Below are 22146 nucleotides of genomic sequence, written 5' to 3'. Positions count from 1 at the left end.
GCGCTACTCGCCGTTGGACACGACCGTCTGGCCCTCGACACCGTTAAACCCAAACAGCATGTCGAGCGCCTGGATATACCACGGGGCGTCCTTACCGACTTCTTCGATTTCCTTGGCAACTTCGCTGGCCTTCTTGGCGTTCGACGACTTCTTGCTCGAAGACGAATCCGAATCGTCGTCCAGGCCCTGCACTTCAATCCTCTTCTCGCCTGGCATCACCAGGCCCAAGTCCTCGGATGCCGCGTCCTTGATACCCTCCTCCGAGAGCAGCTTGTCGACGCTTTTTTGCAGCTCATCATTGTATTGCTGACGAATCTCGACCTGCTTGGCCAAGATATCGCTCGAACGCTTTGCCACGTACAGATCGCGCACGGGGAAATACAGGCTCACGAGCACCAGAGCAACGACGATGCCGATGAATAGCCCTCGCTGAGGACCATGGGTAAAGTCGTAGATCGCCTTGACCACCGCGTTGTCGTTGGCGTAGTGCATAAAGTCCGAGCCCGAAAAACGGTTCGAGGGCCTGCTCGACCTGTCGTGCGTCTGGGCCGAGGGACGCGACGCATGCGACGAACGTGCCGGGCGCACTGGTCCATCTGTCGAAGTATTCACTTGAGCATTGGGGCGCGAGGTACTTGTCGGGCGTTGCATGGAGCGGTCGGCGCCGGCGTAGGCGGACCCACCGAGCTGCACCGTGCGCGCACGGCGAGGCGACGGCTCACGCGAACCGGCGGAATAGTACCTGTTGTCGTAAATCTGATCCATGTGCGCCTTGTGCGGTTGAGGTTTGTTTGCGCTAAGTATTCTAGTTATAGCACGAGCGCGCGCACCGCCTTCGCCAGCCTTTGCTCGACATAAAAAAGGCGCTGAGCCGTATGGCCCAGCGCCCAATGGTGCTCAACCGCGCCCGGCTGGAGCAAGGCGAATCCGAGTCTTCCCCGCCCCCGCGACCTCCGCGTGCCTAGCGAATGTTGTAGAACGCGGCCTTGCCGGCGTAGCGCGCGCTGCCCTCGAGCTCGTCCTCGATGCGGATGAGCTGGTTGTACTTGGCGATACGGTCGCTGCGGCACGGGGCACCCGACTTGATCTGGCCGGCGTTGACGCCCACGACCAGGTCGGCGATCGTGGAGTCCTCGGTCTCGCCGGAACGGTGGCTCACGATGCAGGCGTAGCCGGCCTCCTTGGCGGTCTCGATGGCCTCGAGCGACTCGGTGAGCGTGCCGATCTGGTTGACCTTGACCAGGATCGCGTTGGCGGCGCCCAGCTCAATGCCCTTCTTGAGGCGCTCGGTGTTGGTGACGAACAGGTCGTCGCCCACCAGCTGCACCTTGTTGCCAATGCGGCGGGTAAGCTCGACCCAGCCGTCCCAGTCCTCCTCGGCCATGCCGTCCTCGATGGAGATGATGGGATAGGTGTCGACGAGCTTCTCCCAGTAATCAACCATCTGGGCGCTCGTGTACTCCACGCCCTCGCCCTTGAGCTCGTACATGCCGGTCTCGGCGTTGTAGAACTCGGTCGAGGCCGGGTCCATGGCGTACATGAAGTCGACGCCGGGCTTAAAGCCAGCCTTCTCGACGGCCTTGGTGATGTACTCGAACGGCTCGGCATTGGTCTTAAGGTTGGGGGCAAAGCCGCCCTCGTCGCCCACGCCGCCGCCCAGGCCGGCCTCGTGCAGCACGCCCTTGAGGGTGTGGTAGACCTCGGCGCACCAGCGCAGGCCCTCGGCAAAGCTCGGAGCACCCACCGGCATGATCATGAACTCCTGGAAGTCAACGTTGTTGTCGGCATGCACGCCGCCGTTGAGGATATTCATCATAGGTGTGGGCAGCAGGTGGGCGTTGACGCCGCCCAGGTACTGGTACAGCGACAGGCCCGCCGACTCGGCAGCGGCGCGGGCAACAGCCAGCGACACGCCCAGGATGGCGTTGGCACCGAGCTTGGTCTTGTTGGGAGTACCGTCCGCGGCAATCAGCGCGGCATCGACGGCGCGCTGGTCGAAGGCATCGAGGCCCACGACGGCGTTAGCGCACTCGTTGTTGACGTGCTCGACGGCCTGCGAAACGCCCTTGCCCAGGTAGCGGCCCTTGTCGCCATCGCGCAGCTCGCAGGCCTCAAAGGCGCCGGTCGAAGCACCCGAAGGCACCATTGCGCGGCCAAAGCTGCCGTCCTCGAGCACGACCTCGACCTCGACGGTGGGATTGCCGCGGCTGTCGAGCACCTCGCGACCGTAGACGTCCAAAATATCGCTCATGTTGTCTCCCTCTCACTTGGAAACGTAGTGGATGCAAGCGACCGGCTGACCGTGCACCATCGGTGCGTCTCCGTAAGTTAGCCATGTCGCACTTTTTGCATTATGCCCTAAGTTAGCCGAGGGATACACTTGATTTTCGAAAAATTTAGCGGGAACGATGAGGCATGTCAGCCCGTCGTTCCCGCAGTCTTACTCCTCCGCCTTTGCGGCATCCCACAGGTCGTTGAGGTCGTGGGTCGAAAGCTCGGCAAGATCCACGTGGGCGTCGGACGCCATCTGCTCCATCGCGGCCCAGCGACGGCGGAACTTTGCCGTGCTGGCGCGCAGGGCGCTCTCGGCGTCGATCCCCTCTTTGCGCGCGACGTTGACCAGGGCAAAGAGCAGATCGCCAAACTCCATTTCGCGCTCGGGCGAGCCAGGGGCCTCGGCCTCAAACTCGGCACGCTCCTCGGCAACCTCGTCCCACACGTCCTGGACCGTCTCCCACTCAAAGCCTACGGCGGCCGCCTTGCGTGACACCTTCTGCGCCTGCATCAACGCCGGCAGATGCGTGGGCACGCCATCGAGCAGACCCTCGGGCGCGGCCTCGCCCGCCGCCACGGCCTTGTCCTTGGCGGCTTTCTCGGCAAGCTTGACCTCGTCCCAAATCTTGAGCACCTCGTCGGAGCTCTCGGCATCCGCATCGCCAAACACGTGCGGGTGGCGGCGAATGAGCTTGGCGTCGATATCGCGCGCCACGTCGGCCAGCGTAAACTCGCCGGCGTCGGCAGCAATCTGCGCATGCAGCACGACCTGCATGAGCACGTCACCCAGTTCCTCGCGCAGGTGAACCGCGTCGTCCGCCTCGATGCAGTCGAGCGCCTCGTAGGCCTCCTCGATCATGTTCTTGCCGATGCTGCGGTGCGTCTGCTCGCGGTCCCACGGGCAGCCATCGGGCTGACGCAGACGCCAGATGGTCTGCACCAGATGCTGCAGCTCGGCCGACGCGTCTATCAGCGTGGGCAGATCGCGCGAGCCCTCGGCATTTTGCTGAGCCATATGCTGCGCCATGGTTAGTCCTCCTCCAGGATCACGTGGCGGAACGCGCCGCCCTCGTAGATGCCGTAGCTGTGCGAGCCGTCCTTGGGGATGCTCACGCTGCCGGGGTTGAAGAGCCACAGGCCCGGGTGCGCGGCGCTTTCCTCGTTGACCTTGATGTGCGTGTGGCCGTAGACGAGCGCGGAGCCCTCGGGCAGCGCGGGCGCGTGGTCGACGCTGTTGTGCATGCCGGCGCCAAAGACATAGCCGTGCGTCAGGAACAGCTCGCGGCCGGTCTCGTCAAACAGCGTGGCGTAGTCGGCCATGACGGGGAAGTCGAGGACCATCTGGTCGACCTCAGCGTCGCAGTTGCCGCGCACCGCGATGATGCGGTCGGCTAGGGCGTTGAGCAGCGGAATCACGCGCTTGGGAGCATAGTCGCGCGGCAGGTCGTTGCGCGGACCGTGATAAAGCAGGTCGCCCAGCAGGACGATGCGGTCGGGCTGCTCGGACTCAATGGCGGCGCAGAGGCGCTCGGTCCAGTATGCCGAGCCGTGGATGTCGGAAGCGATGAGGTATTTCATGGGGAGATCCTTTCGAATGGGGTTGATGGGGGCTGAATACGGGATCCGGCGGATGCGGAGCCCATCTACCGTGTTACTCGAATCGCAGTGCCGCGCTCTGAGCCGCCTGCATCACGCGTTGGAGCGGCACGCCATGTTCGCGGGCAAGACGGGCGCAATCCTCGTACTCGGGAGCCGCGCGCTCGCTGCCGTCGGGCAGGGTCGCCACCTTAACGGATACCTCGCCCCATGGCGTCGTTACGCGCTCAAAGCGGCGTGGCAGGCAAACGCGTTCCATCACCTGGCGACGAATGGCGTTGGTCGTGGTCTCCAAAAAGATAATCGTCTGCAAGCGCTCGATATCATCGTGCGAGCAGATTACCTGCAGCTGCCAGCCGGGGCGGCCCTTTTTGCAGTAAAGCGGCAACCAATGCACCTCGCGGGCGCCGGCCTTGCGCAGGCAATCGGCAGCGTAGGCAAGCACCTCGGGCGACGCATCATCGATGTCGCACTCCAGTTTGACGATAGTTTCGGGCGCATCAGTCTCGCGAGACAGCGGGGATGTGCTATCGCATTGCATACGGTCTGGATCCTTTCCGCGCGGGCTCGTTTTGTTCACCCAAACGCTAGCACATCGCAGGCTGCGCGAGTGTGACGGCGCGTGATGAGCGCGATTTTCCTTGTCGACAAGAAACCGACACTCCACCGCCCCGGCCAAACATGTACATCAGCCTCCAAACATGTCATTATTTGCAGCTTTTGGAGGCTGATGTACATGTATTGGAGCAAGCGAGGCCGCGCCGCGCAGCCTTTCCAATCGATTTCGAGCTCCGGCGCGCGGCGTGTTGAGAGCTGCAACATTACAATGGAGCGGATTCGCCAAATGCAAAGGAGTCGCCATGTCTGCCTGCCCGCTGGTCGATTGCCATACCCACACCTCGTTCTCGGACGGCCATGCCTCGTTTGAAGACAACGTTCGCGCCGCTGCTGCGGCCGGCTGCCGCGTCATGGTCTCGGCCGACCATCTCACACTGCCCGCCAGCATGGATGCCAACTGCGAAGTGCAGGTTACTGAGGGCGACCTGCCGGCACATCGTCTGGCTTTTGAGGATGCCCGCAAGCTTGCCGCGCAAATCGCGCCGGAGCTCGAGCTTATCTATGGCTTTGAATGCGATTGGTACGAGGGCTGCGAGCCTTTGGTTGAGCGCTGGTCCCAGGACGCCGTCGTACGCCTGGGCAGCGTGCATTGGATTGGCAACCCAGGCGATATCATGGCCGGTGCCGCGGGTACGGCGGGAACGGAAAACGTCGCTCGCCCCGATACACCCGATTCCCTTTGCGGCTGGATCGATGATGACACCAACCTGCATGTTTGGGAAAACCTGGGGGTACACGGCGTGTGGGAGCGCTACGTCGACGACTGGTGCCGCGCTTGCGAAAGCTCACTCAACTTTGACGTAATGGCCCATCCCGACCTGGTCATGCGCTTTTCGAAGGAAGGCTTTGCGCCCGACTTAGACCCCGCACCGTTTTGGCAGCAGATGGCCGAGTGCGCGCACGATACAGGCCGCCGCGTTGAGGTCTCGACCGCCGCACCGCGCAAGGGCCTCGAAGACTACTATCCCGCGACCGGATTGCTGCGCCGCTTTGCCCACGCCGAGGTGCCGATCACTTTTGGCTCGGACGCACACCGCGCCTGCGACATTTGCTGGAACATCCGTGAGGCCCAGGCACACGCCTACGACTGTGGCTACCGAGCCTTCGACGTCCCCCACCCCACCGGCGAATGGGAATCCACACCCCTCGCCTAGCCATCCCTTCATAAGTTGCGGTGGAATAGGGATTGTTTTGCCTGATGAAGCGCTTAAACAGTCCCTATTTCACCGCAACTTCCATGACCCCGTTACACCAACAAAGACTGTCCCAAACGACTAGTCGTTTAAGAACGTCCCCAATGACTAGTGGCGGCGGGCGTTGAGTTCGCCGGCCAACTCGTCGAGGGTGATGCCGTAGCGCTCAAGCGTCACGAGCAAGTGGTAGACCAGGTCGCCGGCCTCGTAGCGGATGTGATCGTGATCGTTATCCTTGCAGGCCATGATCACCTCGCTTGCCTCCTCGGCAAGCTTCTTGAGCAGCTCGTCCTCGACGTCGGTCAGCAGACGCGCGGTATAGCTCTCCTGCGGCGATGCATCACGACGACCGTGAATCACCTCGGCCAGACCTGTCAGCGTCTCACCGATATTTCCATCCTGAACGTTTGCGGTGCGCACACCCATGGTTCAATCCTTTCTGGTGGCCGAGCGTCTAATCGAGCGCCCGCCCTACGCGAGTTTCTTAAAGAAACAGGTACGGTTGCCGGTATGGCAGGCCGGGCCCGGCGAGTCGACCTTGACCAGCAGCGTATCGCTATCGCAGTCGGCCCAAAGCTCCTTGACCGCCTGCATGTTGCCGCTCGTCGCGCCCTTGTTCCAGAGCTCCTGGCGGCTGCGGCTCCAAAACCACGTGGTACCGGTCTTGAGCGTAAGCCCCACCGACTCCTCGTTCATCCAAGCAACCATAAGCACCTCGCCGGTGTCGTACTGCTGAACCACACAAGGAATCAGCCCACGGGCGTCGTATTTAAGCTCGGACGCAGTTGCCACTTGCTCCATTTAAAAATCCAATCTCACGGGAATACCTTGAGAGGCCATATACTCCTTCACCTGGCGAATGCTGAACGTCCCAAAGTGAAAGACGCTGGCCGCCAGCACGGCATCAGCCTCGCCCTCGATCACGCCCTCGGCAAAATGTTCGAGCGTGCCCACGCCGCCGCTCGCAATCACCGGAATCGGCACCGCGCGCGCCACGGCGCGGGTGAGCGCCAGGTCAAAGCCAGCCTTGGTGCCGTCGCGGTCCATGCTGGTCAGCAGGATCTCGCCGGCGCCGCGGCGAGCCGCCTCCTCGGCCCACGCCACCGCGTCGATGCCCGTGGCGTTGCGGCCTCCCGCGGTAAAGACCTCCCACTTGTCGGCACCGGATGCGCCGGGCAAACCAACGCGCTTGGCATCGATCGCCACGACCACGGCCTGGCTGCCAAACGCCGCGGCAGCCTGGCTGATCAGCGACGGGTCACGCACGGCGGCAGAGTTGAGCGACACCTTATCGGCACCGGCGGCAACCATGGTCCGCATGCCCGCCAAGTCGCGGAAACCGCCACCCACGGTATAGGGAATAGCGAGCTCCTCGGCCGCATGCGCCGCCATCTCGATAGTCGTCGCACGGTTGTCGCTCGTGGCGGTAATGTCCAGGAAGACGACCTCGTCCGCACCCTCGCGGTCATAGGCACGCGCCAGCTCCACCGGATCACCCGCATCGCGTAAGCTCACAAAGTTGACGCCCTTGACCACACGGCCGTCCTTGACGTCCAGGCAGGGAATCACACGTTTGGTAAGCATGGACTACTCCTCCCCTCGGGCGGCGGCCAGCGCCTGTACCAGCGTAAAGTTGCCCTCGTAGAGCGCGCGACCGGTAATAGCACCTTCAATCGCGCCCTCACCCACTGCGGCCAGCGCACGGATGTCGTCGAGCGTCGAGATGCCACCCGATGCCACGACGGGAAAGCCCGCGACCTCGGCCACATGGCGATACGCCGCCACATCGATGCCCGTCTGCATGCCGTCACGCGCGATGTCGGTGTAGACCAGGTGCTTAAAACCCAGCTCGGTGAGCTGTGCCACGGCATCGTCGAGTGCCACGCCCGCGCCATCACGCCAGCCGTTCACCTTGACCTGGCCGTCGTATGCGGCAATGTCGGCCACCAACAGCTCGCCAAAACCTTTGGCTGCCACCTCGGCAAAACCCGGCTCGGTCACCAGCACGGTGCCCAGCGCAATGCGGCGCGCACCGTAGCCGGCCAACTCGTCGATGCGCGCGAGCGAGCGGACGCCGCCGCCCACGTCCACGGACAGACCGTTGACGCCGCAGATGGCCTTAATCGCCGCCGAGTTGGCAGCGCATGTGTCCTCGTCCTCGCCAAAGGCAGCGGACAGGTCGACGACGTGCACCCAGCTTGCGCCCTGCTCGGCAAACGAGCGAGCAACGGCCACGGGGTCGTCGGAATATACCTTGCAGCGGCTGCGGTCGCCACGCTCCAGGCGCACGACCTTGCCGCCGATCAGATCGATTGCGGGAAACAGGATCATCGGCCAGCCTCCTCGACGATGTTGACGAAGTTCTTAAGGATGCGCTGACCCAGCGCGGAGGATTTCTCGGGATGGAACTGGCAGCCCCACACGTTGCCATGGCGCACGATGCACGGGAAGCTCCGCGTATAGTGCGTGCGCGCCAGCACATCGGCGGCATCGGCGTCGTCGGCCACCGCGTAGCTGTGGGTAAAGTACATGTTGGCACCCTCGGCAAAACCAGCAAGCAGCGGATCGGCCGCGCCGGCGGGCGTCATGTGCACCTGGTCCCAGCCCACGTGCGGCACCTTCAGGCGGCTCGACTCCAAGCGTGTGCACGAACCGCGCATAATACCCAGGCCATCGACCCAGGGACCGCCAGCCTGCTCGGAGGCATCGTCGTCCGCGTCCGCGCCTTCGTCCGCCGGCACGCCCTCGTTGCCGCGCTCAAAAAATAGCTGAAGGCCCAGGCAGATGCCGAGCAGCGGAGTTCCGGCGGCAACGGCGTCGAGCACGGCCGCCGCCTCGCCGCTTTGGCGCATAAAGACAATCGCGTCATAGAACGCGCCCACGCCCGGGATGACCAGGCCGTCGGCGTTGCGGATCTGCTCCGGATCGTCCGACGTGCAGGCGGCGGCACCGGCGCGCGCAAGCCCGCGCACAACGCTCGACAAGTTGCCCTTGTGGTAGTCGACCACCACAATCTTCGGTTCGCCCACGCGACCCTCCCTTTTCCCATCATCCAAAACCACCACAAAGGGGACAGGCACCTTCGTGGTGGTTTTTACCCTTGTGGCGGTTACAGTGAACCCTTGGTGCTGGGGATGCCCTGCACGCGAGGGTCCAGCTCACAGGCTTGGCGCATCGTGCGGCCCACGGCCTTAAAGGCGGCCTCGATAATGTGATGCGAGTTGCCGCCCGCCAGTTCGCGCACGTGCAGAGTGAGCTTGGCGTCGCGCGCAAAGGCGTAGAAGAACTCGACGGCCAGCTCGGTATCGAAGCTGCCCACGCGCTCAGTCGGTACGGGCAGCTCGCAGTAGGCCTGCCCACGGCCCGAAATATCAACGGCAGCCATCACAAGCGTCTCGTCCATGGCGATCGCCGCGTCGGCAAAGCGCGTAATGCCCACCTTGTCGCCCAGCGCCTGGCGAAACGCCTCGCCCAGTACAATACCCGTGTCCTCGACGGTGTGATGCGCATCGACCTCGACGTCGCCCACCGCGTGCACCGTCAGATCGAACAGACCATGGCGGCCAAAAGCGTTGAGCATGTGGTCGAAAAACGGCACGCCGGTCGAGATATCGCACACGCCAGATCCGTCCAGGTCGAGCTTTACGACAATGTCGGTCTCGCCCGTCTTGCGGGTTACCTCGGCATAGCGGTCCATCTACATCTCCTCCTTCACCAGCGCGGCAAACGCTGCCAGTACCTCGTCGTTTTCCTGCGGGGTGCCCACGGTAATGCGCAGGCAGTCCGCGAGCCCCGGCGCGTAGCTAAAGTCGCGCACCAAAATCGAATACTCGTCGCGCAGACGCTCGCGCACGCGCGTGGCATGCGGCGTGCGCACGAGCACAAAGTTCGCCGCGCTCGGCCACGCCTCCACGGGCAGACCCTCGGCAGCCATTGCGCGTAGGGCGCACAGCTCGCGCTCGCGCTCAGATGCAACCTGTGCCACCACGGGTGCGTACGCATCGCGGGCACGTACGCAGGCAAGCGCGGCGGCCTGGCTTAGCACGTTAACCGAGTAGATTTGGCGAATCGCCGCAAACACATCGATGACCTCGGGCGCCGCGATCACATAGCCCAGACGCGTGCCGGCGGCGCCAAACGCCTTGGACAGCGTATGCAGAATCACCAGGTTGGGATGCTCGGCGATAAGCCCCTGCGCCGTGGTGGCCGCGCCAAACGAATCGTCCGCAAACTCAACGTAGGCCTCGTCGACCATGACCATGCCGGGGCACGCATCGCACAGGGCCGCGACAAAGTCGAGCGGTGCCACATCGCCCGTGGGATTGTTGGGCGAGGTCACGATGGCCAGGTTGCACTCCGGCGCCACGGCGAGCACAGCCGCTTGGTCGAGCTCAAAGGTTACCGGATCGCGCCACACATCGCGCACCTCGGTCTGACAAAGCGACGCAAAGAACGCGTACTCGCTAAAGCACGGCGGGCAGTTGAGCAAGGTCCGTCCCGCGCCGCCAAACGCCAGCAGGTAGTTATAGAGCAACTCGTCGCCGCCGTTGCCCACGCAGATATTCTCGCGAGCCACGCCATGCCAAGCGGCAAGCTCGTCGCGCAGGTCGTTGGACATGGGATCGGGGTAGCGGTTGAGCGGCGTAGCAGCCAAGGCCGCATCAACCGCCTTGCGCACGACAGCGGGCACGGGATAGGTGTTCTCGTTGGCCGAAAGATTGATGCGCGTGGGCGTAAAGTTGGGATCATAGGGCTCAATGCCGGCCAGGTAGGGCTGGACGAGCTCCTTCATGCGCGGCGTGAGTTCGGCCATGTTAGGCCTCCTCGCCGGTCGCGCCAACGCCATCCGCGCCCGCAGCCGCCAGGTCAACGCCCTCGGCAACCGTCGCCACGGCGTCACCCGGCCAAGCGACCTTGGTCAGGTCGGCCGCGGCCAGAGACTCGGCACTCACGGCATCCTCGCCCTGCTCCAGCACACGGCGACGCAGGGCGGCGGATAGCGCGTGCGCCCACAGGCCCTCGGCCTCGGCCAGACGCTGTGTGGCGGGAGCGTCGGAGAGCAGGCCCTCGGGCGTATAGCAAATGACGCTCGAGCGCTTAACGAACTCTTCGACCGAAAGCGGGTTGGAGAACATGGCCGTGCCGCCGGTCGGCAGCGTGTGGTTGGGGCCGGCAACATAATCGCCGAGCGGCTCGGAGCTCCAGGCGCCCACAAAGATGGCGCCGGCGTTGCGAATGCCGCCGAGCAGGCCCATCGCATCCTTGCAGTGCAGCTCCAGGTGCTCGGGCGCCACGGTGTTCACGGCCTCGACGGCGGCAGCCATATCGGCGGCCACCACGATGGTGCCTTCGTTGTCGAGCGAGGCGCGCGTGATCTCGGCACGCGGCGACTGCGCCACCAGAATGTCGATACCTGCCTCAACCTCACGCGCAAACTGCTCGTCGCAGGTCACCAGATAGCAGGCCGCCAGCGGATCATGCTCGGCCTGGGCCATCAGGTCGGCCGCGACCACCATAGGCTTGGCCGTGGCGTCGGCCAGCACGCAGACCTCGGAGGGACCGGCAACCATGTCGATTCCCACGTCGCCCGAGACAATCTGCTTGGCGGCGGCAACAAAGGCGTTGCCCGGACCGGTGATCTTGTCGACACGCGGAATGGTCTCGGTGCCGTACGCCAGCGCGGCCACAGCCTGAGCGCCGCCCACCATATAGATCTCGCCCACGCCGCCGAGCTTTGCCGCGGCGAGCGTGTAGGGGCTGATCAGGCCGTCCTTTTGCGGCGGCGTCACCATGACCACGCGCTTGACGCCGGCAACCTTGGCGGGAATGGCGTTCATGAGCACCGTGGAGGGATACTGCGCACGACCGCCCGGCACGTAGATGCCGGCAGCGGCAAGCGGGGTCACCTTAACGCCGAGCATCGTGCCGTCCGGGCGCGTGGTAAACCAGCTCTGCTCGACCTCGCGCTGGTGGAACTCGCGAATCTGACGCGCAGCCTTCTCGAGCGCGGCGACAAAAGCGGGATCGAGGCCTTCGAGCGCGGCATCGATCTGCTCTTGCGGCAGACGGAAGCTCTGCAGCTCAACACCATCAAAACGCCGACAGCAATCGCGCACCGCGACATCGCCGTTAGCGCGCACGTTGGCCACGATATCGCGGGCAGCGTCGACGATGTTTTGCGGCAGCACGCCCTTGCGGTTGAGCTGGTTGGTAACGAGGCGCTCACCGGGAGCAAGCTTGATGGTCTTCATATCGGTATCCCCTATCGGTCGAGGTTTTGTTCGAAAAACGAGAGACCGGGCGGCGGCGTCAGTCGGCCCGCCGCCCGGACGTTGGGGCGCCCGTGCGTGCTCGCGCTATTGTGCCGAGCCCGCAACGGGCTCAAAATGCTTGTCCTTCACGGCTGCCGCCAAGCGATCGGCAAGGTTGCGCACGCGCGGATCTAAGCGCGCGGCACCCGGGTTGACAAAGAAGCGGGCCGTGCAGTCCATGATGCGACCGGTGATGACCAAGTCGTTGTCGCGCAGCGTGGCACCCGTGGCAGTAATATCCACGATGCGATCAGTCATGCCGACGATGGGGCCCAGCTCGATGTTGCCGTGCAGCGAGACGATATCGGCGTTCACGCCGCGCTCGGCATACCAGGCGCTCGCGATGCACGGATACTTGGTGGCCACGCGAAGCGACCCACGGCGGGCATAGTTGCGCTCGGCCTGGCCGGCGCGCCACGCGGGCTCCGCCTCGATAAACGTGCACAGGCCGTAGCCCAGGTCGACCAGCTGCAGCAAGTTAAGGTCTGCCTCGATAAGCGAGTCCCAACCGCATATGCCGCAGTCGGCACCGCCACAGCCCACAAAAGCGGGCGCGTCGCTGGGACGCACGATGACAAACTCGATATCGCCGACCGCACCCTCACCGGCACGCGTGTCGCGACCGCGCACGATCAGGTGACGGCCGGGGTCGCGTAACTCAGAGACGTCCAAGCCCGCTGCCTCGAGCACGTCGAGTGTGTCGGCCTTAAGCGAGCCCTTGGGCACGGCAATGCGCAGCGGACCCTCGGCGCCACGGCCCACGGCGTGATCGCCGTCGGAAGCGGCGTCCTCGGCCGAGGTGCGCGCGGCCTCCAGACGCTCGAGCGAAAAGGCGAAGCCCGCCGCCGGCACCTCGATGCCGTCGCCAAATGCACCGGTAAAGATGGAATCGTATCGTCCGCCCGAACCGACCGGATCGGGCAGGCCGCCGGCATAGGCCTTAAAGACCAGGCCCGTGTAGTAATCGAACGAGTTCATGATGGAGAAGTCGAACGACAGCACCTGGGCGTCCTCGGGGGCCAGACCCTCGACTAGGGCGCGCAGTTCGCGCGTCAGCGGCGCGGCGATGCCGGCGGCCTCCAACAGCGCGTCCACGCGGTCGAGCACTTCGGGGCCACCGTGTAGGCGCGGCAGCTCGCTAATGGCGGCCTTGACGGCATCGGGCCCGACACTTGCCGCCACACGGACATCGAGGCCCACAAAGTCGTTGGCGTGCACGCAACGCAATGCCTCGGCAGCCAGTTCGCGATCCTCGCAGGCCGCAAGCAGCTCCTTAAACGGACGCACACTGCCCGCGATAATGCGCGCATCGGGAAGCGCCAACTTGCGCACGGCCTCGGCCACCAGCGAGACGATCTCGACATCGCCCGCGGTATCGCCCACACCGATGAGCTCAAAGCCCAGTTGCGTAAACTGACGCGAGCCGCCGGCATTGCGCTGGCACTCGCGGACCACCGGCGCCTCGTAGCGCAGGCGCAGCGGCAGATCGGCCGCGCGCATGCGAGTCGAAACCAGGCGAACGATCGGCAGCGTGTTGTCGGGACGGACCACCAGCAGGCGACCGTCGTCATCAAAGAGCTTAAACGGGGTGTCCGCAATGCGGCCGCCCTCCTCGAGAGAGCCCTTGTCCTCGAGCAGCGGCGTCTCGACCGGAAGGTAATGATGCTCCCTGAAGCAGCCCTTCACCGTACATGCGATCTCTTCGCGCGCCTGAGCCTCCTCGGGCAATATGTCCCGGAATCCCCACGGTGTGGCCGTCATCTGGTGAGCCTCCTCATGCTGTGCTTCGCATAGAACAGAAGACCGGCATAGCTCCGCCGGTCTTCTGGGTACTTTAGCATACTAGAGTGTTTGCGGGGGAAATCCGTCGCAGCCGCTCACACCGTATTCATTTGGAAACATGGGGCAGATTGCCGCAGCCCAACCCCACCTAGGCGCCAATCGCACGACGATACTCTGCCATTACCTGCGCATCGGCAGCTGCGGGGTCGGCAAAATAGCGCCCGTCATAGGTCTCGGCCGAAACAACTCCGCGATAGCCGCGCGCCACCAGCCTATCCAGGTCAGCCCGCATATCGCGGTCGCCGTCACCCCAGGCAAGATGCGTCGTGCCATCTGCCGCAACATCGACAAAATGCACGTGGGCGACATCATCGCCAAGCAGATCGAAGTAATCGTCGATGGTATCCCCCGCCACCGCCATGGCGCCCATATCCAGACACGCCTTAAGTGCCGGATGATCAACTGCCTCGATCATGCGCTTCGTATCGGCCGCCGAGTTCACGATCATCGACTCAACCGGCTGTAGGGCTTCGAGCACCAGTCGCACGCCGCGTTCTCCCGCATGCTCGGCAATCGCACGCAGCATCGAGGCGCTGCGACCCCACGCGTCCTCGATCGGCTCGTTCAAAAATGCCCAGCCGCTCGAGACCATGACCTGCTCGGCTCCAAGTTCCGCCGCGATATCCACAACGTTCTTAAAGTACGCGAGCGTGCGGGCACGCGCCTCATTCCCGCGCGCCGCGATATTCCACGGCTTGGGGTTGTTCTGTTCGGGACAAAGTCCCACAATCCGAACTCCATACCGCTGTGACAGCTCCCGCACCTGCTCGAGCGAATCGTATCCATGGCAATCGACATACAGATGCATCGCCCCGGTCCAAAGCTCGCAACACGTGTAGCCCGAGGCCGCTGCCGAGGAAAAGAACTCCTCAAGGTCAAAATAGCGATGGCTGATATTCATGACGGCAAGCTGTGGATACTCCATCTTGTCCACCTTTCGGCAAAAGGGCGCCGCAGCACAGTGTGCGCGACGCCCCCTCTTACATTGTTTTAATTATGACGGATGCCCTACTGAACACCAAGCACTCCAAAGAACGCGCCGGCGATACTCACGAGTAGGATCACGAGCATGATGAGCAGCGGATTCATCTTCTTCTTGAGCATGAGATAGACGATTCCAAACAGCCCCATCGTGACAAAGCCCGGGAAGATTCCGTTGAGCAGCTCGGCGAGCGTCTGAGCGCCATCGCCCGCGCCGACCATGAGCGGAATGTCCACGGTGACCATCTCCATGGTCATAGCACCGATCACCATGGCGCCCATGATAGAGGCCATCTTGACGATCGTGTCCATAATGCCCGATTCCTGGACCTTGCTGATCATGTCCGAGCCAAAGCGATATCCCACAAACGTCAGCAGGTAACGGATAATGTAGTGAGGGACGTTGAACACGAGCAGGAACAAAATCGGGCCAAGAATAGAGCCCTGCAGCGCCAGCGACGTGCCGACACCCGTTGCCAAAATTCGCAGCGTGCCCCAGTAGAAGGCATCGCCCACGCCGGACAGCGGTCCCATCAAAGCAAGCTTGACATTAGAGATCGCGCTCGTGTCAAAGCTATCGTCAGTAGCGTTGACCTCTTCCATTGCGGCAGCAATGGACATGGGGAGCGTCGAGATGTACGGTGTGACGTTATAGAGCTCCATATGGCGCTTGAGGGCGGCCTTAAAGTCCGCATCCTGCGGATACAGCTTGCGAAGGATCGGCATAAGGGCCCACATAAAGCCGATATGGCCCATACGCTCGTAGTTCCAGGAATGCTCATAGGGAATCGAGCGCCAGAACAGCTTCTTAAGGTCTGCGCGGGAAATCAGCCCGTCGTAAGAAGACTCAAACTTAAAACTCATCGAACCCACTCCCAATCGCAGGATCCTCGGTTGCTGCTGCGGGCTGCTCCGCTTTTTTCTTATCACCCAAAACCGTCATCGCGACGACGATGATCGCGGCAAAGATCGCCACGCCCGTCGTGCTAATGCCAAAGTAGGCGACGAGGAAGAAGCCAGCGAAGAAGAACGGAGCCACTGTTTTGTTCATAATCATCTGCGCCAGCATCGCAAAGCCGAGTGCGGGCAAGAAGGCGGCGGCGACATCCATGCCGGTCTGAACGAAATCGGGGATGATGTTGAGCAGGCTGGCAACAGCATCGGCACCAAAGAAGAATGCCAGGGGAATAATCAGCAGGCCGCACCAGCTCTGCGCGTAACCGGCGATGAGCATGTTGCGCGTGATGGCCTTGGTGTCTCCGTCCTCGACGTTTTTGTCGATACGGTGCACCAGCAGCAGCATGACCGGTTGGCCCAGGGCCGTGTCGAGCGCCAGGACGATCGTGGCGATAGGAATACCCAGGGTCAGGGCCGCCGAAGCGTCCGCGCCGGCCTGCATGGCAAGCGACACGCCCAGGATAGTGCCGGAAATCGTATCGGGCGGGTTATAGGCGCCGACCGAGATGGCGCCGACCATGGCAAGCTCCATCGTGGCGCCCATGATCGTGCCGGTCACCATGTCGCCCATGACAAGGCCAACCAGAGGTCCGAGCACGATCGGGCGCTGGAGGTAGCTCGTGCCCGTCAGCCACTCGGAATAACCCAAAAGGGCAATAAGGAAAATCAGGATTGTCTTGATAACCATGACGGCCCCTAACCGATGACCTTCGCGGCGTCAGTCTTCGCATCTGCCGGAATCATCTGAATGAACAGCTCGTAGCCCTCGCCGAGCAGCTCTTTGACGTATGCCTCGTTTTCGGGCGTGAGAAATACGCTGGTCGAGACCTGGCGGGCATCCTCGCTAAAGGCAACATTGCCGAGGTTGATCTTCTTGACGCCCATCGCCTTGGCGACGGCACCGGCCTGCTGGATCGTCTCGCAAACCACGAAGAGCTTGTACTTGTCGGTCACACCGCTCTGAAGCGCCTTGACGGCATCCTCGGTGTTTTTGACGACGACCTTGCATCCCTCAGGCTTTGCAAGGGAAAGGGCCTGCAGGCGAAGCTTGTCATTGAGGACCGTGTCGCTCACCAACAGGATGCAGTCGGCACCCAGAGCCGAGGTCCAGCTAACGGCAACCTGGCCGTGAAGCAGTCGATAGTCCACGCGAATCATCTGAATCATGATGTGCTCCTAACGATTAAAACTCATCGAGTTCGGCCTGCCCCAGCAGGTCGTTGACGTACTTGACCTTGGTGTCGTCCGCCTCGACGATCTGGCGAATGGCCTCATCGATCGGGGTGGAGTCGGGCACGAACAGCAGCTGAATAAGGAGTGGCAGGTTCATATTGGTCACCAGGTGCGTGTTGGGGCGCGTCTGGACGATCTTGGTGAACTCGTTGTTGACGCTGCCGCCAAAGAGGTCGGTGCAAACGACGACCTCATCGTCCGCGGCAAAGCCGTCCAGAATCGCTGCAGCCTCCTTGACCAGGTCCTCGTTTCCGTCGACATACATAGACAGCGCATGGACGTTTTCGCGCTCGCCGGAGAGCAGACCGATGCTCTCGACGATTCCAGACGCGAAATGAGCATGGGACGCCACGATAAACTGCCTCATTCGATCCCCTTCCTAGCGAATTTCGGCATAAAAATGCCCGGACGCATGCGCCCGGGCAGGGTGCTTCTTAAATGAGTGGTCAACTATTAGTAGTCGAACTGGTGATAGTAGCGACGGTAGTTGAGGTTGTGCTTGGTGACCGTCTCGTAGTAAGCGGCAAGGCGATCGGTGATCAGCGAGGAGAGGATCCACGGAGACACGATGACGCGGAACTCGTCGTCAAGGCCGGGGATCGCGAACTCGGCGGTGTCGATGATGTTGATGTCGGTGTCGCCGGTCACGCCGCGGTTGAGGAACGCGCGGACGCGCTCGTCGAGCTTGCGGTTCTCGTCCTCGCCCATGAACAGGAAGACCGGGACGCCGGGCTCCACGAGCTCGAGGGTGCCGTGGAAGAAGTCGGCCGAGGTGATGTAGCGGGTGCGCTTCCACTGCATCTCCTCGAGGATGCACATCGAGAACAGGATGGTCTCGCCCCACAGGGCGCCGGAGCCGATGAACATGGTGTAGGGGGCCAGGGCGTACTTCTTGGCGAGCTCCTCGGCGCGCGGCTCGAAGCGCTTGCGGATGTCGACCAGGTGGGTCCAAACGTCCTTGGTCTGCTCGATGAACTTATCGAACTGCGGGAAGCAGCCGCGGCGGTTGAGCAGGCGCAGGCCGAAGCAGTCGGCGAGGTAGTAGCCCTTCTCGCAGCCGCCCGAACCATGGTCAGAAGCCATGGCGACGCAGTTCTCGGCGCCGACAGCCTGGCCGATGGGGCCCTCGGGCTTGGTCATGGCGTAGACGCGAATGCCCTTTTCCTTCATCTTCTTGACGGCCTCGAGGACCTCGGGGGTAGTGCCGGACTCGGAGGCGGTGAGCACGACGGACTTCTCGGTCATGCGCTTGTGGCCCATGACGTTCCACTCGGCGGCGTGGATCAGGTAGACCTCGAGGTCGCGGTCGCCGAACTTGTTCATGAGGTACTCGAGCTGCATGAGCTCGTCCCAGGTGCCGCCGACGCCCATCAGGAACACGGCGTCGTAGCCCTCGTCGGCGACCTTGTCGGCGAGCGCGGTCATCTTCTTGCCGGTCTCGTAGAGCGCCTTGCCGTCCTCGAGATAGCCCTCCTGGTCGAAATGCATGATCTCGATCTTCTCGGTTTCCTTCATTTGTCTCTCCTTTCTGGGGTTGTTTCCACATCCCCCATGCCAACGGGCATCAAAACCCGCTTACATTCCGTAACACTCAGCCGCTTTGGCCTTAAGCGCATTGACTGACTCTTCGTAGCCCTCTGCCTTGACCTCCATTTGCTTGGAGACGGCATCGAGATACGGGTGCACGTTCCATGACTTCAGACGCTCGGCGATCATGGCCGCAATCGTCTGGAAGAACACAAGATTGGGAATTGCGCTGAGCAGCGGAGCCACCTGAGGCACCGCAACCTCGTGAGCCCTACCCTTGGGATGGGCCGTGAGCAGCACCGTTTTTGCCGTAACGTTCGATAGCGCATCGGCGATATTCGCAAGACGCTCCGACCCCTGCAGATCGTCGACGATAAACACCAGATAGCCCGGAACGATCTGCATCTCGGGACCGTGGACGAACTCCTCGCCTTCGTGATGCATGGCAGGAATCTTGATGGTCTCGCTCAGCTTGAGCGCTGCCTCCTCGGCAACACCATAGTTGGGGCCGTTGCCGACGACCATGGCGGGCATGTGCTCAGAAAGCTCGAGCATGTGATCTTGGACATATGCCTCGGCGGTCTTGCACATCACGGCATTAGCCTGGATAGCCTCGCGCAGGTCATCAAGACGCTGAGCAACGCCCTTGGCGTCAATCGTTCCGCGCGCCTGACCGCCGTAAATACCAAAGAGCACCAGGTACTCAACGAGAACCTCGACGCCCAGAGTCACAAAGTCCACCGACTCGACGCCCACACCGTAGTCAAGAACGATGTCAGCGTGTTCCTTGATGGGTGCCTCGACGTTTGCCGTGAGCGCAACTGCAGCCATATCGTGTGCGCGCATGTAATCGAGCGCCGCAATCGTATTGGTTGAATAGCCGCTCTGCGAGACGGCAATGTTAAGCGCATGCTGTGGATAGGTGTGTTCAAAATCGACGAAGGCCTCGGGCGTCACAACGGACACCTGCATCTGCAGCGCATCTTGCAGGTAATCTCGGGCGCAATCGGCGGCATGGCGCGACGAACCCGAAGCAACGATGCGCAGCGCGTCAAAAGAACCGGGCTGGAAAATATCAACGAGCTGCGCTACCAGCTCAGACGAACGCTCGAGGTTCTCTCCCATACGCACATGGGCAAGCTGAACGTAATCGAGCGTCTTCATCGTCTCACCTCGTAACAAATCATTAGTATTTGATACCAATCACAGTTACAGGTTACGGCTTTTTGATACCTCTTTGTCGATTAATTTATCCCCATCGGCGAACGGTCGATTTTGAGCCATGTAAGGTTGTATATGCAGTCTGCTCAACGAATCAAAATTCCGTCAGCTTTTCAGCCCGTTATGCAAAAAACCAGCTAGTACGTATAGGTATATCCACCCGCATCACCGCGGTTAAACGACTTGACGTACTCGATCGCCTGGCCGCTCGCATCGAAGCTCACGCACTCAAGCGTCAAGGCAAGATCGCCCTGCTCCAGTCCAAGCAGGCCGGCATCTCGCGCGCCCAGCGCTTCGATATCGAGCTTTTCCTGTGCCATGACCGGCTTTCGGCCCAACATCTCATAGGTCTCGTACAAACTGAAGACCGACACGTCAATATCTTCGATTGTGGGAAACAGCGGGCACGGGATGAACGCCATCTCAATCGATACGGGATCGCCGTTGACGCAGTTCAAACGCCGAATCGAATACAGTAAATCGTCCTCCGCAATACCAAACAGGTTGGCATAATATGGGCCCGCATAACGCTTGGAACGCGCGAGGATGCGGACGGACGGCTCGCCGCCCGAAGCACGAACCGATTCGCGAAAGCCTCCCGTTCGCTCGTAGGCAACGGGCACTTTCTGTGCCACAAACGCGCCCTTTCCGCGGACGCGTCGAATCTGCCCACGCCGAACCAGCTCATCGACAGCACTTCGGATGGTCAAGCGTGTCGTACCAAATTCCTCAGCGAGGTCTTTTTCGGACGGAATCATGGAACCCGTGGGATATATACCGCGCTCGATACGCTCCTCGATGCGGCGTCGAATGCGCATATAAACCGGGGTGGCATCTACTGTTTCAGCCATTGTTCACCTGCCACGCTCCTCATGCCGTTCTTTTCGCCGTTATCGGCAAAGCGGAACTTTGTGGGCAAAATCACCGATTTGCAATGCTCCACAAAACGCATGTCCTTATCAAATTCGATCGTGCTCTCATAGAACACCGGCGTTTCCTCTTCTTGTTGGAGCAGCTCGGCCTCTTCGGCGTTCAAACGCGAGATGGAGATATGCTCACGTCCATGCTCAACACGCACGCCACCTTCTTTGAGCAAGACATCGTAAAGGCTCTCGCACTCAAAATCGTGCTCGGGAAGCGATGGGCACAGGGACAGGTTAACGTGAGCCGTCTCGATTGACGCCGGCTCGCCCTCAATAAGTCGAACGCGCTGCATGCGGAGCAAAGGAGCGCCTATAGCCACCCCAAGCTTGTCGGCAAGCGTCTTATCCGCCTCGATGGTCTCGGTGGAAACCAGACGAGAAGAGGGATGCAGGCCGGCAGTCCGCACGGCATCGGAAAAGTTATACGTTTCCTGGAAGATGTTCAGCGGCTTAGGAGGACACACATACGTACCCGATCCGCGACGGCTCTCGAGCGTTCCGCACGAGATGAGCCGCGTGATACCGGCGCGCAACGCCGTACGCGAAACGCCGATCTCTTCGCACAGCACGCGCTCGGCCGGCAGGCGATCGCCGCCGGCAAGCTGATGGTGCTGGATATACCATAGAATTCCCTCAACAGCACGATCTTTAGGGGGAATTGCATAAGATTCGCCTGCCATTGCACAGACTCCTCATTCAGAAACGTATGCCGCCAAAATTAGACCAGCCCTCCCATGGCATCAAATTCGGCCTTGATCTTCTCGGCGACATTCCGATACGACTTATATAGGCTTGAATCGCGTTTGACTTCGTCGGTCATAACGGGAATCTCTAATTTGGAAACCTCGTCTTTTCCCGTCTGAACCGCCACAACAACGCCCATACCAAGACACATATTACGCTTGGCAGCGTTTATTTTCGCCGCCTTGGCAGGATTTGCCAGGATACGCTGGGCAAATTCCTGTTTTGAGGCCACTTCCTCGGCCTCCGGATCGCCCGCCTCGGCTACTTCGCACTGCAACACGTCCGCATAGTCAAAAATCTTCGGCTCGCCGCCGCGCTGATGCACGGCCCACTTGCGACGCGTGGCATCCTGGTAGATAGCCGGCAAAAACGTAAACCGCGGCGGGTCCAAAATCGTATCCGTGATGGTAAACACATCGGGATCAAAGGCATCCTGCGGGTTTTTCTTCTTGAACAGCCCCATATCAGCCTCTCCTACTAACATTTAACAACTCAAGCTGAATATAGCACCAATTTCAAGCCTCCACCTCACCCTATCGGTACGCGGCGTCTATGGCTCGCCCAGCGGGGTAATACGGGCGAGGGCCGGGGAGGCATACTTTGTTTTGAGAAGTGGGCTTCGCGAACTTCTCAAAACAAAGTATGCCTCTCCGGCCCCGGCAATGTAATCTTGGCTGACCCTAGTTGGATGCACGATCCACAAGGCAGCAACAGCCAAGTCCCCAT

The 22146-nt window shown here is 61.7% G+C and carries 25 protein-coding genes; 1 reads left to right on the top strand and 24 read right to left on the bottom strand.

What is annotated here, in order from left to right:
• Positions 1-3 precede the first annotated feature (3 nt).
• From DWZ01_RS10880 to larC, 5 genes are all read right to left on the bottom strand, one after another.
• On the bottom strand, positions 4-765 hold the full coding sequence (locus DWZ01_RS10880; RefSeq protein WP_233506155.1) for a hypothetical protein: 762 nt from the start codon (positions 763-765) through the stop codon (positions 4-6).
• Positions 766-961: 196 nt separating this feature from the next.
• A complete protein-coding gene (gene eno / locus DWZ01_RS01980) occupies positions 962-2251 on the bottom strand; it encodes a phosphopyruvate hydratase (protein WP_117564903.1) in 1290 nt (429 codons plus the stop codon).
• 189 nt (positions 2252-2440) lie between these two features.
• Positions 2441-3301, bottom strand: coding sequence for a nucleoside triphosphate pyrophosphohydrolase (gene mazG / locus DWZ01_RS01975; protein WP_117769944.1), 861 nt, complete (start codon positions 3299-3301; stop codon positions 2441-2443).
• Between the two features lie 2 nt (positions 3302-3303).
• A complete protein-coding gene (gene yfcE, locus DWZ01_RS01970) occupies positions 3304-3852 on the bottom strand; it encodes a phosphodiesterase (RefSeq protein ID WP_117769945.1) in 549 nt (182 codons plus the stop codon).
• Positions 3853-3925: 73 nt separating this feature from the next.
• Positions 3926-4411 carry a nickel insertion protein gene (larC, locus tag DWZ01_RS01965; RefSeq protein ID WP_117769946.1) on the bottom strand — a complete coding sequence of 162 codons (486 nt, stop codon included), beginning with the start codon at positions 4409-4411 and terminating at the stop codon, positions 3926-3928.
• 319 nt (positions 4412-4730) lie between these two features.
• Between larC and DWZ01_RS01960 the strand changes: the two genes are divergently transcribed.
• On the top strand, positions 4731-5642 hold the full coding sequence (locus DWZ01_RS01960) for a PHP domain-containing protein (RefSeq protein ID WP_117769947.1): 912 nt from the start codon (positions 4731-4733) through the stop codon (positions 5640-5642).
• Positions 5643-5789: 147 nt separating this feature from the next.
• Here the strand turns inward: DWZ01_RS01960 and hisE are convergent, their stop codons facing one another.
• From hisE to DWZ01_RS01865, 19 genes are all read right to left on the bottom strand, one after another.
• Positions 5790-6107, bottom strand: a complete 318-nt coding sequence (hisE, locus tag DWZ01_RS01955; protein WP_006235893.1) for a phosphoribosyl-ATP diphosphatase — start codon at positions 6105-6107, stop codon at positions 5790-5792.
• 45 nt (positions 6108-6152) lie between these two features.
• Positions 6153-6473: a phosphoribosyl-AMP cyclohydrolase gene (gene hisI, locus DWZ01_RS01950; RefSeq protein ID WP_369832480.1), complete on the bottom strand. Its 321-nt coding sequence runs from the start codon at positions 6471-6473 to the stop codon at positions 6153-6155.
• Between the two features lie 9 nt (positions 6474-6482).
• On the bottom strand, positions 6483-7265 hold the full coding sequence (gene hisF / locus DWZ01_RS01945) for an imidazole glycerol phosphate synthase subunit HisF (RefSeq protein ID WP_117769949.1): 783 nt from the start codon (positions 7263-7265) through the stop codon (positions 6483-6485).
• Positions 7266-7268: 3 nt separating this feature from the next.
• Positions 7269-8012, bottom strand: a complete 744-nt coding sequence (locus tag DWZ01_RS01940; RefSeq protein ID WP_117769950.1) for a HisA/HisF-related TIM barrel protein — start codon at positions 8010-8012, stop codon at positions 7269-7271.
• Positions 8009-8710, bottom strand: coding sequence for an imidazole glycerol phosphate synthase subunit HisH (locus DWZ01_RS01935; protein ID WP_117769951.1), 702 nt, complete (start codon positions 8708-8710; stop codon positions 8009-8011). Before DWZ01_RS01935 ends, DWZ01_RS01940 begins: the two co-directional genes overlap by 4 nt.
• Before the next feature lie 80 nt (positions 8711-8790).
• Complete coding sequence (gene hisB, locus DWZ01_RS01930; RefSeq protein ID WP_117769952.1) at positions 8791-9378, bottom strand: imidazoleglycerol-phosphate dehydratase HisB; 588 nt, start codon at positions 9376-9378, stop codon at positions 8791-8793.
• The gene (hisC, locus tag DWZ01_RS01925) at positions 9379-10494 is read right to left on the bottom strand and encodes a histidinol-phosphate transaminase (RefSeq protein ID WP_197032780.1); all 1116 of its coding nucleotides are present in this window, start codon (positions 10492-10494) and stop codon (positions 9379-9381) included.
• 1 nt (position 10495) lies between these two features.
• Positions 10496-11932, bottom strand: coding sequence for a histidinol dehydrogenase (gene hisD / locus DWZ01_RS01920; protein WP_117847845.1), 1437 nt, complete (start codon positions 11930-11932; stop codon positions 10496-10498).
• 105 nt (positions 11933-12037) lie between these two features.
• Complete coding sequence (hisG, locus tag DWZ01_RS01915) at positions 12038-13753, bottom strand: ATP phosphoribosyltransferase (RefSeq protein ID WP_117847843.1); 1716 nt, start codon at positions 13751-13753, stop codon at positions 12038-12040.
• A 169-nt stretch (positions 13754-13922) separates the two neighbouring features.
• A complete protein-coding gene (locus DWZ01_RS01910; protein WP_117640904.1) occupies positions 13923-14759 on the bottom strand; it encodes a sugar phosphate isomerase/epimerase in 837 nt (278 codons plus the stop codon).
• Positions 14760-14842: 83 nt separating this feature from the next.
• Positions 14843-15679, bottom strand: coding sequence for a PTS system mannose/fructose/sorbose family transporter subunit IID (locus DWZ01_RS01905; RefSeq protein ID WP_117564887.1), 837 nt, complete (start codon positions 15677-15679; stop codon positions 14843-14845).
• On the bottom strand, positions 15669-16460 hold the full coding sequence (locus DWZ01_RS01900) for a PTS sugar transporter subunit IIC (RefSeq protein WP_117564886.1): 792 nt from the start codon (positions 16458-16460) through the stop codon (positions 15669-15671). The genes DWZ01_RS01905 and DWZ01_RS01900 overlap by 11 nt, the downstream gene beginning before the upstream one ends.
• An 8-nt stretch (positions 16461-16468) precedes the next feature.
• Positions 16469-16939 carry a PTS sugar transporter subunit IIB gene (locus DWZ01_RS01895; RefSeq protein ID WP_099432278.1) on the bottom strand — a complete coding sequence of 157 codons (471 nt, stop codon included), beginning with the start codon at positions 16937-16939 and terminating at the stop codon, positions 16469-16471.
• Positions 16940-16955: 16 nt separating this feature from the next.
• Positions 16956-17372 carry a PTS sugar transporter subunit IIA gene (locus DWZ01_RS01890; protein ID WP_117637123.1) on the bottom strand — a complete coding sequence of 139 codons (417 nt, stop codon included), beginning with the start codon at positions 17370-17372 and terminating at the stop codon, positions 16956-16958.
• Between the two features lie 86 nt (positions 17373-17458).
• Positions 17459-18520, bottom strand: coding sequence for an SIS domain-containing protein (locus DWZ01_RS01885; RefSeq protein WP_117847841.1), 1062 nt, complete (start codon positions 18518-18520; stop codon positions 17459-17461).
• 60 nt (positions 18521-18580) lie between these two features.
• Positions 18581-19696, bottom strand: a complete 1116-nt coding sequence (locus tag DWZ01_RS01880; RefSeq protein WP_117847839.1) for an SIS domain-containing protein — start codon at positions 19694-19696, stop codon at positions 18581-18583.
• Positions 19697-19890: 194 nt separating this feature from the next.
• Positions 19891-20604 (bottom strand): GntR family transcriptional regulator, encoded by a 714-nt coding sequence (locus DWZ01_RS01875; protein ID WP_117847838.1) that lies wholly within the window; start codon positions 20602-20604, stop codon positions 19891-19893.
• The gene (locus tag DWZ01_RS01870) at positions 20589-21356 is read right to left on the bottom strand and encodes a GntR family transcriptional regulator (RefSeq protein WP_117736887.1); all 768 of its coding nucleotides are present in this window, start codon (positions 21354-21356) and stop codon (positions 20589-20591) included. Before DWZ01_RS01870 ends, DWZ01_RS01875 begins: the two co-directional genes overlap by 16 nt.
• 38 nt (positions 21357-21394) lie before the next feature.
• A complete protein-coding gene (locus DWZ01_RS01865) occupies positions 21395-21883 on the bottom strand; it encodes a hypothetical protein (RefSeq protein ID WP_117847836.1) in 489 nt (162 codons plus the stop codon).
• Positions 21884-22146: the final 263 nt, after the last annotated feature.

The sequence above is a fragment of the Collinsella sp. AF28-5AC genome, assembly GCF_003457875.1.
In the GTDB taxonomy this organism is placed as follows: Bacteria; Actinomycetota; Coriobacteriia; order Coriobacteriales; family Coriobacteriaceae; genus Collinsella.
Note: the sequence above shows the minus strand (reverse complement) of the source record. Positions and strands in the feature narration are given on the sequence as shown.